Source organism: Bacillus sp. es.036 (assembly GCF_002563635.1).
Classification (GTDB): Bacteria; Bacillota; Bacilli; order Bacillales; family Guptibacillaceae; genus Guptibacillus.
In genome coordinates this window covers 350081-362545 of record NZ_PDIZ01000003.1, presented here as the reverse complement: position 1 = coordinate 362545, position 12465 = coordinate 350081, and the positions used below count along the sequence as shown (strand labels likewise).

The window sequence follows — 12465 nt, the reverse complement described above, 5'->3', positions numbered from 1 at the left end:
CCCCCTTTAGCTTTTCACTCTCTCTAATACAGATGCTTTCTCGGCATCTTCATGAAGCCAGCATCTTGCCTGTTGTGCCGGTCCTGCATCTAAAAGCATTGGATTCTCTTCATAACATTTATCAAAAGCGAAATTACAACGCGGTGCAAAGTGACATCCCTTATGAATAGAACCTGGTTTTGGAACATTTCCAGGTATTGAATACAGCCTATCTTTTCGAACTCGAACGTCAGGCACTGATTCGATTAAACCAATCGTATAGGGATGCTTAGGATGCTGAAATATATCCTGTGTTTTCCCTTGTTCAACGATTTTTCCAGAATACATGACAGCAATCCGATCACAGATCTCTGCCACTACGCCGAGATCATGCGTAATCATAATAATCGATGTGTTTGTTTCTTTATTCAACTTTTTCATCAACTCAAGAATCTGAGCTTGAATGGTCACATCGAGAGCAGTTGTTGGCTCATCCGCGATAAGAACTTCTGGTTCACATGCCATTGCCATTGCGATCATAACGCGCTGACGCATTCCACCAGATAATTGGTGAGGATATTCATTCATTAGCTCTTCAGCTCTTGGTAATCCCACTAACTTAAGAATTGATACAGCATGCTCCCAGGCTTTTTTCTTATTCCATTTCTTATGTATTCGAATTCCTTCGATCAGCTGATTTCCTATTCGGAAGACTGGATTCAGCGATGTCATCGGCTCCTGAAAAATCATGCCAATTTCATTCCCTCTTATCTTCCTCATCTCTTTCTCAGATTTAGCGATAAGATTTTCGCCTTTGTATGTAATTTCGCCACCAACTACCTTACCAGGGGCCTGAATGAGCTGCATAATGGATAATGAGGTAACACTTTTCCCAGATCCGGACTCCCCTACAATCCCAAGCACCTCTCCTTTATTGACATAAAAATCAACAGAATCGACTGCCGGAATTTCTCCATCATCTGTAAAAAAGTGAGTTTCTAACCCGCTAACTTTTAATACTGGTTGTTCCACACCCTCACCCCTTTCTATAAATTCTGAATTTTTTAATTTAACTAAAATCTGTTTATCATTATTACATTAATTTAACCAATTGGCAACGTATATTGAGGTAATTTTCTGTCTTTCTTTGTCGCTTTTACGCGATAATGTGCATAATTAAACAAAAAAAGCATCTAAAATAGATGCTTTTTGATGAATCGTTATAAATTTTGTACTTGGAACAGATTATGGTATGACCCTTTTTGTTTCATCAATTCTTGATGGTTTCCACTCTCAGAAATTTGTCCATTTTCAACGACAACAATTCGATCAGCATGCGTCACTGTTGCAAGACGGTGCGCTACGATGAAAGTTGTTCGATCTTTTGCAAGTATTTCGAGCGCCTCCTGAATAAGATGTTCACTCTCAAGATCAAGAGCTGATGTCGCTTCATCCAAAATGAGGATAGGAGGATTTTTGAGAAAGACACGCGCGATGGCAATCCTTTGCTTTTGTCCTCCGGATAATTTCACACCGCGTTCACCAACGGGCGTATCGTAACCTTCCGGAAGACTGTTGATAAACTCATGCGCATTCGCTGCTTTTGCTGCACGTATGACATCTTCTTCAGAAGCATTCGGATTTCCCATCATAATATTCATTCGAACCGATTCACTAAACAAGATATTATCCTGTAAAACCATTCCGATATTGTCACGAAGACTTCTTGCTTCGTAATCCCGAATATCCGTGCCATCGATAAGAATTCGCCCACCCGTTACCTCGTAGAAACGAGGAATCAAACTAACGAGAGACGATTTCCCACCTCCGCTCATACCAACGAGAGCAATGGTTTCCCCGGCCCTTACATCTAGATCAATTCCTTTTAGAACAGGAAGATCATTTTCATTATATTTAAAATAAACATCTTCAAACTGTATATTTCCTCGAACGTTACTCAACTTTCGAGCATCTTCTCTATCCACAATATCGTATTTCTCATCAACAAATTCAAAAACTCGATCCATTGAAGCAATGGATTGCGTTAGGGTTGTAGATGAGTTTACCAATCGTCTAAGTGGACTATATAGGCGATCCATATAAGTTACAAAGGCTACCATCTCACCAATTTGAAGTCCTCCTGAAATTACAAGGTACGCAGAGAAGGCAATAACAATAAGAGGCGCTACATCCGTAATTGTATTAACCACAGCGAACGTTTTGGCATTCCACCTTGTATGATCAAGTGCTCGTTCTAAGAAATTCGTATTTCTTTTGTTAAATTGATCTTGTTCATAATCTTCCAGGGCAAAACTTCTAATCACTGACATCCCTTGAACTCGTTCATGAAGGTGACCTTGAACTTCTGCAAGTGCTTGTGAGCGGTCCTTCGTTAAGTCCCGAAGTCGCTTATAGAAAAACTTAACTGAAAGTCCATACAGAGGAAGAAGAACAATTGCTGCAAGCGTAAGCCAGACATTCATAAACGATAATATACCGATAATGATGACGATCGTAATGAGATCAAGCCAAACATTCATCATCCCAGTAATCACAAATGTTTTTGTCTGTTCCACATCATTTATTACTCTTGAAATGATTTCGCCTGCTTTGTTATTAGAGTAGAACTTCAAACTTAATTGTTGAATATGAGAAAATAATTTATCTCTTATATCATAAAGAATCTTACTTCCAATCCATTGAGCGTAATACTGACGGAAGTATTCTACCGGTGGTCTGACAACCACGAATAGAAAGAAAGCTCCTCCCATCAACCAAAGAAGTTGCTCATATTTATCCCCAGCTGGCATTTCTGCATTGATAATATCATCAATGACATACTTTAAAATCAATGGCAGAAGAAGAGGAATTCCAAACTTTACTATTCCGATTCCAATTGTAATCCCAATTTGTTTTTTATATGGCCTGACGAAAGTCATATATCTTTTTATACTACCCAGATGGCATCATCCTTTAGCTATTCACGTGCTTTTTAATATCATGCAAAAACCTGTTGAAAAACATTCAACAGGTTTTTCTTACCTATATTGTAGAAATTGTTCATACCACTGATCCACAAAACCTGGAGCAAATGGTCCTTTACGCTGATGAATCCAGTTCATCAGCTCTTTTACATTTTGTTGTATAATGCGGTCAATGGCTTCGGGATAATTCATCTCTTCGCGGTGTGCTTCATACTCATCTTCATCAAGAAGTTTAAAGGTCATATCAGGGTAGATCTTAATATCAAGATCATAATCAATATATTTTAACGCCTCTTCGTCATACGTAAATGGTGTACCTAAATTACAATAGTAATAAAGTCCATCCGTCCGAATCATTCCAATGACATTAAACCAGTGGTTCGCACTAAAATAGCAAATCGCAGGTTCACGCGTACGCCATTGTCTTCCATCAGCTTCTGTCACGAGAATACGGTCGTTACCCCCAATGATTTCTTTTGAGGTACCTTTCAGTACGATGCTTTCTTCCCAAGTACGATGAAGTGTACCGCGATGTTTGTAACTTTGAATTTGAATTCTCGTCCCGGTCGTAGGGAAACTCATCTCCTTCTCCTTTCCTAAGAAATTCCGGAAAACGATGAATGCCTCTTGCATATTGGCAGACTCACAGTATCCATTCTTTCTTACCGTTCAATACATGGCTATCATCAAATTTCTTACATCTCATCTATATTCTTCTCCATTATAACGCTTAACAAAATAAAATTAAAATAAAAGCGCCATTCGAATTGAATGGCACCTTAATTGCTATTAATAAATTGGTGTATTTTCAAAGGTAGAGATGACATTCTCAATCAGTCGTTCAAACTCTTCTTCCAAATGCAACAGCCGTTCTTTTTTTTCTACAATAATCGTTTTCATCGCTTCATCCGACCCACATAACGTCTCCTCTAACTTCTGTATTTCTTCCCTGGTATGAATCATCTGATCGGCAAGCTTGAGCTGTTGTTGAATAAGCTCATCAAACTCGGTCATCTAACCTTCTCCTTTCAAACTAAACGTGTTAACTCACATATACGAAACATCTTCAGCAAACAAATTCCATATGTGAGATGAAAAACCTTTGGAAAGTTCTGTAGAGAAGTAGGAGGTTTTGTCAAAAACAAAAATCTTGAGCTCTTTCACCCTGTAACGGGAAGCAGCTTAAATAGGTATGATACATTCAGGCTTTTCATTTTTAGGTGAATTGACAATTGTGGAAACTTCGTACGCATTCATCTCGGAAGATGCAAAAGGCTTCATGCACTGATTTAATTCGGCTACATCATTCACAGAAGAATCAAGCCAAATTTTTTCCGTTACCTTTGTTAAAATGACAGGCATTCGATTATGTATTTCTTCCATTAGATCATTTGCTTCAGTCGTCAAAATGGTACACGTATAGTGTGTTCGCTTACCATCATCCCATTTTTCCCATAATCCAGCCATTGCAAACGGCTCACCTTTTCTTACTTGAATTCGCATTGGTACTTTCCTATTCTCCGTTTGTTTCCATTCATAGAAGCCATCGGATAAGATCAGGCATCTCTGCTTTTTAAGTGCGTGCTTAAAACTTGCCTTTTTATCTGCCGTTTCACTCCTTGCATTAATCAATTTGGATGCCATCGAAGCATCATTTGCCCAAAAAGGAATTAACCCCCACCTTAATGTTCCCATTCGATTACCATGGCCTGCTCGAATAACGGCTGGAATTTGTTGAGATGGCGCGATGTTAAACCTTGGCTCATAGCCTTCAATAGTTGTCTGTTCAATTTGAAACCGTTCTAGTAGAGCGTCGAGTTCTGTTGTTAAGGAAAAGCGTCCACACATATGAAGCCTCCTTCCTTCTAGTAAGTGTTTCGATGTTTTCGTTCAAATCCCTATCGCCCTTTAATCATTTGAAAGAAAAACAGGGCTGACTAAGTCAGCCCTGCATGGGAAGTTCTCTTATTGTTGCTGCTGGTTGTTCTTCGCAGATGCTTGCTGCTTATTTTGAGCAGACTTTGCGTTACGAGCTTTCACTTGCTGAGCATCCGTTTCGCTTGCAAATTCAGCACCGTATTGTTGCTGACCTGCTTGTCCTGCTTGTCCTGCAGATGCTTGCTGCTTGTTTTGAGCAGACTTCGCATTGCGTGCTTTCACTTCTTGAGCATCCGTTTCACTTGCAAATTCAGCACCGTATTGTTGCTGACCTGCTTGTCCTGCAGAAGCTTGTTGATTCTGCTGTTTTACGTGTTGAATACTTGTACCAGCTTGAGTTTGTCCTGGTTTCTTTGCCATGGCTTATCACCTCCCACAAACAATAGAATATCCAGATCAGAGATTCTTATGTATGCTATTTCAAAAAATAAAAAATCCTCTCTTGGTTTCTCAAAACTTCCCTTCATACTACATACATTTCTGTAGCAAAATATAATCGAAAAGGAGGATCTCAAATGGATCATCGAGATATGACTGAGCTATCCATGATGGCGAAAAAGGATTGGGCTGACCAGGAGCTTTCTTTTTTTCACCACAGTTTGCAGCAAATTGCACCTTATTTAAACAGTGAGGGCCTGGCAATTCATAGAGAAATCATGAAAGAAATTGAACAACGTGGTGGATTGTCTGCCTTTATGCCTGATTAAAATGATAAACAAAAGCCCTCCGGATATTCACGGAGGGCTTTTAACATCGTTAAAAATTCGATTTTGATTGGCCACCATCTACCGTGATAGTGGCACCGACGATCCAGGAGGCTTTGTCAGAAGCTAGAAAAACGACGGCATTTGCTACTTCCTCAGGTGTACCAAATCTCCCACCTGGAATTTCTTTTTCTACAAACTGAGCAATTTTTTCTGGATTTTCTTCCTTGCGCTTTTGCCAATTTCCTGAAGGATGAAGAATCGCCCCTGGTGCTACGCCATTTACCCGCACACCATCTTGAATTAATTCATCACCCATTGCTTTTGTAAAGCTAATCATGGCTGCTTTTGAGTGATTGTAAGTTGGCTTGCCGCCAGATTCCCGACCAAAGATCGAAGAGATATTGACAATCACCCCTTCACCCAGCTCCTTCATTTTTTCTGCTGATAGTTGACTGAGGTGAACCGCTGAATAGAAATTCAGATCCATCGCCTTATGAAATTCAGAGAGGTTTGTTTCCATAATAGCTCCTCCACTGCTTCCTCCAGCATTATTTATGAGGATATCAATAGAACCAAACTCCATTATAAATGAATCCAATAGCTGTACACGTTTTCTTTCATCTGTTACATCCGCTTCGAATAAAGCAAGGTTCGGGCCAATTTCATCTTTCGCCATCTCAAGATCCTCGCGATTCCTTCCACAAATACCTACCTTTGCACCTTCTTCATAAAATGCCTTCGCAATCGATTTGCCAATGCCTTTTGAACCACCTGTAATTAAAACGCGTTTATTTTCTAAATTCAACTCCACAATTATTCCTCTCCTTCTAGAACCATTTGTGTGATTTTTTGATGAGCAACAGGAAAAGCGAAGTTCTTCAAGTCCTTTTTCTCTACCATTTTAAAGTCCTTAGGAGAAATTTCACCATCATACGATCCTTTATACACGGTTAATTGCCACTTTAGATGACTAAAAATATGATTAAAATTAGCTAACTCTTTCTCAATTTCAATATCGATTTGATATTCTTCCCATATATGATTTTGAAGCTGATCCTCTTTTGATCCTTCACTCAGTTCAACGTTTGGAAATTCCCATAAGCTTGCTAGAAGGCCTGTTTCCGGTCGCTGCCTAACAAGAAATTTTCCTGAATTATCTTCAAGTGCTACTACCGCTATTGGGACAGGGCGCGGGGCTTTTTTCTTAGATTTAATCGGTAGCTCTTCTTGTGATCCTTCCGCAAAAGCTCTACAATGCTCCTGTACCGGACATAAGAGACAGGAAGGAGACCGTGGGGTACACACGATTGCCCCTAGCTCCATCATTCCTTGATTAAATGATGATGGGTCCTCATTTGAAATAATTCGTCGTGTTATTTCTTCGAACGTCTTACGAGCTGAAGGTTTTGCGATATCTTCCCATATTCCAATAATTCTTGATAGTACACGCATGACGTTTCCATCAACTGCAGGTTCAGGTATGTCGTATGCAATACTTAGAATTGCACCTGCTGTATAAGGACCTACACCCTTCAGAGCAGAAATTTGCTTTGGTTGATTGGGTACGATTCCGTTATAGGACTCTGCAACTTCGCGAACAGCACTCTGGAGATTTCGTGCTCTTGAATAATACCCAAGTCCTTCCCATGCCTTTAATACGTCTGCTTCTTCAGCTTCTGCAAGTGCATCGACTGTAGGAAAAAGGCTCATAAACCGCTCGTAATAAGGGATGACCGTATCGACCCTTGTTTGTTGTAGCATTATTTCAGACACCCACACCCGATAAGGGTCCTTACTTTCACGCCAAGGAAGCGTCCGCTGTTCTTTTTTAAACCAAGTAATAAGATCTTGTTGGAATTTTTGTTCGTCAAATAAATGTAAAAGGTCTGTCACTTTCTTTGTCATGCATCAACTCTCCGATATGATATAGTAAATGGTATTAAAGAACGATTAAAACTCACTTTTAACTTCCTCCACCTTCATCTAACACATATAATAACTCATCATACCTTATCATTCACCTTTTAACTTTTCACATTTGTTTTAATTGGGTATAACTAAAGAGAGAACGCTAAACTTCATGCGATATTGGCAACTTAATCGATTTGCTTTACAAGGAGGATCTTACCCTATGGATACTGGGACACATGTGGTCATGGGACTGGGGATTGGAGCTCTCGCAACTTTAGATCCAGCTATTGCGCAGGACCCTATTACCGCACAAAGCGTTCTAATTGGGGCGCTAATCGGATCGCAGGCCCCAGACTTTGATACAGTATTAAAATTAAAAAATAACGCTGTCTATATACGCCATCACAGAGGGATTACCCACTCGATTCCTGCCGTTCTTCTCTGGCCCATTATTATTAGTAGTGGTATTATGCTTTTTTATCCAGAAACAAACTGGCTTCATCTCTGGTTATGGACATTTCTTGCCGTCTTCATTCATGTGTTTGTCGATATTTTCAATGCTTATGGAACACAGGCCATTCGACCATTTTCCAATAGATGGGTCGCACTTGGCGTCATAAATATCTTTGACCCATTTATTTTCCTCAGCCATATTGCAGGTCTGATTCTATGGTATATTGGTGCAAATCCTGGTTTCACCTTTTTAACGATATACGGCGTTCTCATTCTCTATTATTTATGGAGGATTTCAGAACAGAAAAAAGTGATTCGTGCTGTCAGAGAACGAATTCCTGATGCTGTGGAAGTTATTGTCTCACCTACAATTCGTTGGAGTAGATGGCACATTGCAGTTAAATCCGAAACACAGTTCTATGTCGCCCGTGCTGAGGGAACGACCATACACGTTCAAGATGAATTTGAACGTGTGCCAGTTCCGAAAACGCCTGTACTCGAATCTGCAAAAGAAGACCCGAACTTAAGTGCTTTCCTCTCTTTTTCACCCGTATATCGATGGGAAATTGAAGAAAAAGAAGTGGGATACGAGGTGCGATTTATCGATCTTCGCTATCGCAATAAAGGTCACTATCCTTTTGTTGCCGTTGTACAGATGGAAGATCAGCTTGAAATCACTAGCTCCTATACAGGTTGGGTATACAGTGAAGACACGCTTAGAAAAAAATTGGATCCTGCTGTCGACTGATCTGCTAAGTGACTCGTTGAAGGATTATATAGAAACCGGCTGGACAATTGTCCAGCCGGTTTCTATTTAGTGCTTTATGCTTCTATCGTCTCCAAAATAACCTTTGTATTTTGGATTACTCATCATAAAGTCATGAAGAACTGGACCATAATAATCAATCCACTGTTTCACGATTTTTTCAGTTACATCTTGACCTTTATACTCTCTTCCAGCCTTCGCTCTTGATGATTCAAAATCCTCCCACAGTAATTCCACCATTGTTCTTGCCTGTCCGTAAGAAAGATGGTCGTTTTTCTCAAGAAGGTTATGAGTAAGCCTTTGAAATAGATCTTCCATGAGGCATGCTCCTTTCATGTTGTACTTTCAATGTAGAAATTAATAAATCACACATAACATAACGTTCTGATTCGCATACTAATTGTGTGCCTGCTTCACAACACGATATTGGAAAGGGGCGCACAAAAATGAGAAACAAAAAAACCGGTTTTCCAGATGCAAAGTTTTCTGGAGAACCACGCGCAAAAGAAGAATATGCATCGAAACGAGCTGACGGATCGATTAACACTCATCCACAGGAGCGCATGAGCGCATCTAATCGTACAGGCAACCGCCAGGGATAATTTTCTCATATAGGAGGCAGCAGCTATGGGTAAAAATAACCGAAATCGGCTTCACCCGAAATATGAGGATCCATTCCAATCTCCAACCGCAAACCCAAAACACGCGCACAATCAGGTAAATGGACAATCAAAGCAAACGTATAACGATATCGTTCTTCAAGTGCAAACGCGAAAACGATCTTAGAAATGAAGAGAGCAGCATTACTGCTGCTCTTTTTTAATGAGCATCGAGATAGGAAATGCTTCTATTTCCTTATTTCCCTCACGATATCCCCAGGCAAACGTTCCGTTCATATAGTCGATTGTAAATGTTGAACCTGGGTCGCCATCTATTTCATACTTCTCACCTGGAGCAAAGTTCTCAGGGTTAATTAAATAGGATTTTGCAAGGGCTATTCTGCGTTCATGAACAGCAAATTCATTCACCATTCCCATCTGCTCAGCTCGACGTGCTTTTTCACTAAGAAGTGCAATTTCACTTCGTAATTCCTGCTCACTCATTTCACTGAAACGCTTTTCCATTCTTAACCTCCACTACTCTATTCTTCTCCCAATTATAGTTTATTTTCTGCTTCCTGACAAAAATATGCTACGCTTACATCAAGGAGTGAATTACTATGAAAACCATCTTAATTACAGGTGCTGGGTCTGGCCTAGGCGCTGAACTTGCAAAGCGCTGGGCAAAAGAAGGACATCGTATGGTATTAGTAGGAAGAACAAAAGAAAAACTTACCTCTATCTGTCACCATATCGAGAAAGAAAACGCGACATGTCTGAGCTACCAATGCGACATAACAAACCCTGATGATCTAGCACATTTGACAAAGAAACTGAAAGAAGATGACCTTAGCATTGATCTTCTTGTGAATAATGCCGGAATAGGGACATTCGGTTCGTTAGAAGAGATGACGATTTCAGACATTCATCATGTCATAGATACAAATGTAAAAGGGACGATTTTCACGACCCAAGCCTTTCTGCCGATTTTAAAAGAAAGGAAAGGTCGCATTATGAATATCATCTCGACGGCAGGCTTGAAAGGAAAGAAACATGAATCTGTTTATGTGGCCTCGAAATACGCTGTGAGAGGATTTACAGAGAGCCTGTGGAAAGAACTTGAAGGCACTGGTGTAAGCGCTACGGCGGTCTATATGGGTGGAATGAATACGCCTTTCTGGTCTCATTCGAACCATATATCTGATCCCACTAGATTAAAATCTGCTTTAGAGAAAGCAAAACAAATCATTGAGGAAGATAAGGGGCAGAAAGAAATTTTTATTGATCGTTAAATTCTTCAAGGTACTTATTAATTAATGGAAATGGGAATCCTTTACGATACAAAAACTGCTTCATCTTTTGATCAAATTCTCTACGTCCTAGCTTACTGTAGCGACGTTCGGCTTTTTGAGCTTGCATAACGAGGGCTTCCCATTCTTCGTTATCGCCTTTATCTAAATTGATTTGCTCCATCACTTCTTGAATAATATCTCGGTCGAATCCTTTCGCTCTCAGCTCCTGGTTCACTTTCTGTTTTTGCTCCGTTGCTGATGACTTCTTAAGCTTTGACGCTTTCTTTTCAGCTAAATTTTTAGCAATCTCAAGCTGCTGTTCATAAGAGTATTCTTCAAGTGATTGATCAATCATTGGTTTCGTAACCCCTTTTTGGTTAAGTTCTTGTGCAAGTACATACGGTCCTTTTCCACCCGCATTTATCTTGGTTCTTACAAATGCAATGGCGAACTCAAGATCATTTATATAGCCATAGCGTTTAAGCTTTTCAATTATCTTAGGAAATGCTTCTTCTGGTACCTCTTTTTTTAGAAGGTATTCTTTCACTTCTTTTTCTGAGCGCATCCGGTAAGATAGATAATTCAAAGCGTAATTCATGCCTTTTTTTATCTGGTCCTCAAACTGAATGCCTTCAAGCATTTCGTCACTTAATTCAACACCTTTTCGGAGATCAAAGCTAATCAAAACATCTTGATCCACTCCGAAACCGAACTCTTCACCAGATCCTTTATCAATAAATATTGAAAAACGCTCATTATTATTTTTCTGAGTCGTTATTCGTGTAACCTTCACGATGCACTCACCTCCAGTTCCATTGTAGCACTTTCTGAAATTAGCCATGAAGTTTGAGCATTTGATTAAAGGATTATGATTATGGGTAAAGAAGTATTAGAAGTACATCGCGCACGCTTAGGAGGAAAATAATATGAACATTGCGATCACCGGAGGAACAGGTTTTGTCGGAAGCGCTCTAACTGAGTCATTTGTTAATGATGGGCATTCTGTGTATATCCTAACACGTAATCCTGCAAACAAACCTGTTAAAAAAGGTGTTACATATGTGAAATGGTTGCAGGACGACGCTGAGCCAGAAAAAGAACTGCCAAATATTCATGCTTTTATTAATTTAGCCGGCGAGTCGATCAATAGTGGACGATGGACGGAAGAGCGGAAACAACGTATTCTCGATAGTCGTATCTCAGCAACTAGAGAGATCACTTCAATCATAGAGAAACTTGACCAAAAACCTCGCGTACTTGTAAACGCTTCGGCGATTGGCTTTTATGGCTCCTCTCTTGATCAATCATTTACGGAAAATGATACAGAGCCCGGCTCAGATTTTCTAGCTGATGTTTCAAGAAAATGGGAAGATGAAGCAATGAAAGCACAAAACCATGGTGTAAGAACAGTTCTTGCTCGTTTTGGCGTTATTCTTGGCGAAGAAGGTGCACTTCCATTAATGGTACTCCCATATAAATTATTTATGGGTGGAAAACTTGGAGACGGACGTCAATGGTATTCCTGGGTACATATCATGGACGTTGTTGGAATGATCAGATTTGCCGTCGATCACGAATCAGTTCAAGGACCATTAAACGTTACGGCACCTGAACCAAAAAGAATGAATGATTTTGGTAAAACGGTCGGTGAAGTACTGAATCGACCACACTGGATGCCTGTTCCAGAAGCGCCAGTGCAGGCTGCTTTAGGAGAAAAGAGCGGAATTGTGTTAAAAGGTCAATGTGTTCTACCACATAAAGCGAAAGAACTCGGCTACCCTTTCCGCTATATTAAATTAAAAGATGCTCTCGAGAACCTGCTGGTATAATATCAGC

Annotated in this window: 17 protein-coding genes; 6 read left to right on the top strand and 11 right to left on the bottom strand. The window is 40.0% G+C overall.

All coding sequences use genetic code 11. The annotated features are described in order from the left end of the window. Window positions 1-6 precede the first annotated feature (6 nt). The 6 genes from ATG70_RS20585 to ATG70_RS20560 form a co-directional block, all read right to left on the bottom strand. Window positions 7-1011: an ABC transporter ATP-binding protein gene (locus ATG70_RS20585; protein WP_098446317.1), complete on the bottom strand. Its 1005-nt coding sequence runs from the start codon at window positions 1009-1011 to the stop codon at window positions 7-9. A 188-nt stretch (window positions 1012-1199) separates the two neighbouring features. Further along, complete coding sequence (locus tag ATG70_RS20580; RefSeq protein ID WP_098446315.1) at window positions 1200-2939, bottom strand: ABC transporter ATP-binding protein; 1740 nt, start codon at window positions 2937-2939, stop codon at window positions 1200-1202. Between the two features lie 78 nt (window positions 2940-3017). Continuing rightward, window positions 3018-3545 (bottom strand): nucleoside tri-diphosphate phosphatase, encoded by a 528-nt coding sequence (gene ntdP, locus ATG70_RS20575; protein WP_048313631.1) that lies wholly within the window; start codon window positions 3543-3545, stop codon window positions 3018-3020. Between the two features lie 207 nt (window positions 3546-3752). Then, window positions 3753-3977 (bottom strand): hypothetical protein, encoded by a 225-nt coding sequence (locus ATG70_RS20570; protein ID WP_098446314.1) that lies wholly within the window; start codon window positions 3975-3977, stop codon window positions 3753-3755. 168 nt (window positions 3978-4145) lie between these two features. Then, window positions 4146-4811, bottom strand: a complete 666-nt coding sequence (locus ATG70_RS20565) for an SOS response-associated peptidase (protein WP_098446312.1) — start codon at window positions 4809-4811, stop codon at window positions 4146-4148. A gap of 117 nt (window positions 4812-4928) precedes the next feature. Continuing rightward, a complete protein-coding gene (locus ATG70_RS20560) occupies window positions 4929-5261 on the bottom strand; it encodes a gamma-type small acid-soluble spore protein (RefSeq protein ID WP_098446310.1) in 333 nt (110 codons plus the stop codon). A gap of 155 nt (window positions 5262-5416) precedes the next feature. Here ATG70_RS20560 and ATG70_RS20555 point away from each other — a divergent pair, with 155 nt between their 5' ends. Further along, entirely contained in the window at window positions 5417-5608 is a 192-nt protein-coding gene (locus ATG70_RS20555) for a hypothetical protein (RefSeq protein ID WP_098446309.1), read from the top strand. Window positions 5609-5657: 49 nt separating this feature from the next. On the opposite strand, the gene ATG70_RS20550 is transcribed toward ATG70_RS20555, so the two are convergent. Next, entirely contained in the window at window positions 5658-6419 is a 762-nt protein-coding gene (locus ATG70_RS20550) for an SDR family NAD(P)-dependent oxidoreductase (protein WP_098446308.1), read from the bottom strand. Between the two features lie 2 nt (window positions 6420-6421). Beyond that, window positions 6422-7513: an A/G-specific adenine glycosylase gene (gene mutY, locus ATG70_RS20545; RefSeq protein ID WP_098446306.1), complete on the bottom strand. Its 1092-nt coding sequence runs from the start codon at window positions 7511-7513 to the stop codon at window positions 6422-6424. A gap of 226 nt (window positions 7514-7739) precedes the next feature. On the opposite strand from mutY, the gene ATG70_RS20540 reads away from it, so the two are divergent. After that, on the top strand, window positions 7740-8720 hold the full coding sequence (locus ATG70_RS20540; RefSeq protein ID WP_098446305.1) for a metal-dependent hydrolase: 981 nt from the start codon (window positions 7740-7742) through the stop codon (window positions 8718-8720). A 66-nt stretch (window positions 8721-8786) separates the two neighbouring features. Here the strand turns inward: ATG70_RS20540 and ATG70_RS20535 are convergent, their stop codons facing one another. Next, window positions 8787-9056 carry a YfhJ family protein gene (locus ATG70_RS20535; RefSeq protein WP_098446304.1) on the bottom strand — a complete coding sequence of 90 codons (270 nt, stop codon included), beginning with the start codon at window positions 9054-9056 and terminating at the stop codon, window positions 8787-8789. A 128-nt stretch (window positions 9057-9184) separates the two neighbouring features. On the opposite strand from ATG70_RS20535, the gene sspK reads away from it, so the two are divergent. After that, a complete protein-coding gene (gene sspK / locus ATG70_RS20530) occupies window positions 9185-9340 on the top strand; it encodes a small, acid-soluble spore protein K (RefSeq protein ID WP_098446303.1) in 156 nt (51 codons plus the stop codon). Window positions 9341-9365: 25 nt separating this feature from the next. Beyond that, window positions 9366-9524, top strand: a complete 159-nt coding sequence (locus ATG70_RS20525; protein ID WP_098446301.1) for a YpzG family protein — start codon at window positions 9366-9368, stop codon at window positions 9522-9524. A gap of 17 nt (window positions 9525-9541) precedes the next feature. Here the strand turns inward: ATG70_RS20525 and ATG70_RS20520 are convergent, their stop codons facing one another. Beyond that, the gene (locus tag ATG70_RS20520) at window positions 9542-9862 is read right to left on the bottom strand and encodes a YfhH family protein (protein ID WP_098446300.1); all 321 of its coding nucleotides are present in this window, start codon (window positions 9860-9862) and stop codon (window positions 9542-9544) included. A gap of 95 nt (window positions 9863-9957) precedes the next feature. On the opposite strand from ATG70_RS20520, the gene ATG70_RS20515 reads away from it, so the two are divergent. Further along, window positions 9958-10629, top strand: coding sequence for an SDR family NAD(P)-dependent oxidoreductase (locus ATG70_RS20515; RefSeq protein WP_098446299.1), 672 nt, complete (start codon window positions 9958-9960; stop codon window positions 10627-10629). On the opposite strand, the gene recX is transcribed toward ATG70_RS20515, so the two are convergent. Next, on the bottom strand, window positions 10616-11422 hold the full coding sequence (gene recX / locus ATG70_RS20510; protein ID WP_257147825.1) for a recombination regulator RecX: 807 nt from the start codon (window positions 11420-11422) through the stop codon (window positions 10616-10618). The two genes, ATG70_RS20515 and recX, sit on opposite strands and share 14 nt — an antisense overlap. A gap of 133 nt (window positions 11423-11555) precedes the next feature. Here recX and ATG70_RS20505 point away from each other — a divergent pair, with 133 nt between their 5' ends. Then, complete coding sequence (locus ATG70_RS20505; RefSeq protein WP_098446298.1) at window positions 11556-12458, top strand: TIGR01777 family oxidoreductase; 903 nt, start codon at window positions 11556-11558, stop codon at window positions 12456-12458. Window positions 12459-12465: the final 7 nt, after the last annotated feature.

Bases quoted from the DNA above. Each gene is read 5' to 3' on its own strand.
- ATG70_RS20555 (WP_098446309.1), top strand. From the start codon at position 5,417: ATGGATCATCGAGATATGACTGAGCTATCCATGATGGCGAAAAAGGAT.
- ATG70_RS20525 (WP_098446301.1), top strand. From the start codon at position 9,366: ATGGGTAAAAATAACCGAAATCGGCTTCACCCGAAATATGAGGATCCA.
- ntdP (WP_048313631.1), bottom strand. From the start codon at position 3,545: ATGAGTTTCCCTACGACCGGGACGAGAATTCAAATTCAAAGTTACAAA.
- ATG70_RS20540 (WP_098446305.1), top strand. From the start codon at position 7,740: ATGGATACTGGGACACATGTGGTCATGGGACTGGGGATTGGAGCTCTC.
- ATG70_RS20560 (WP_098446310.1), bottom strand. From the start codon at position 5,261: ATGGCAAAGAAACCAGGACAAACTCAAGCTGGTACAAGTATTCAACAC.
- ATG70_RS20515 (WP_098446299.1), top strand. From the start codon at position 9,958: ATGAAAACCATCTTAATTACAGGTGCTGGGTCTGGCCTAGGCGCTGAA.
- ATG70_RS20535 (WP_098446304.1), bottom strand. From the start codon at position 9,056: ATGGAAGATCTATTTCAAAGGCTTACTCATAACCTTCTTGAGAAAAAC.
- ATG70_RS20570 (WP_098446314.1), bottom strand. From the start codon at position 3,977: ATGACCGAGTTTGATGAGCTTATTCAACAACAGCTCAAGCTTGCCGAT.
- ATG70_RS20520 (WP_098446300.1), bottom strand. From the start codon at position 9,862: ATGGAAAAGCGTTTCAGTGAAATGAGTGAGCAGGAATTACGAAGTGAA.
- sspK (WP_098446303.1), top strand. From the start codon at position 9,185: ATGAGAAACAAAAAAACCGGTTTTCCAGATGCAAAGTTTTCTGGAGAA.
- ATG70_RS20505 (WP_098446298.1), top strand. From the start codon at position 11,556: ATGAACATTGCGATCACCGGAGGAACAGGTTTTGTCGGAAGCGCTCTA.
- mutY (WP_098446306.1), bottom strand. From the start codon at position 7,513: ATGACAAAGAAAGTGACAGACCTTTTACATTTATTTGACGAACAAAAA.
- ATG70_RS20565 (WP_098446312.1), bottom strand. From the start codon at position 4,811: ATGTGTGGACGCTTTTCCTTAACAACAGAACTCGACGCTCTACTAGAA.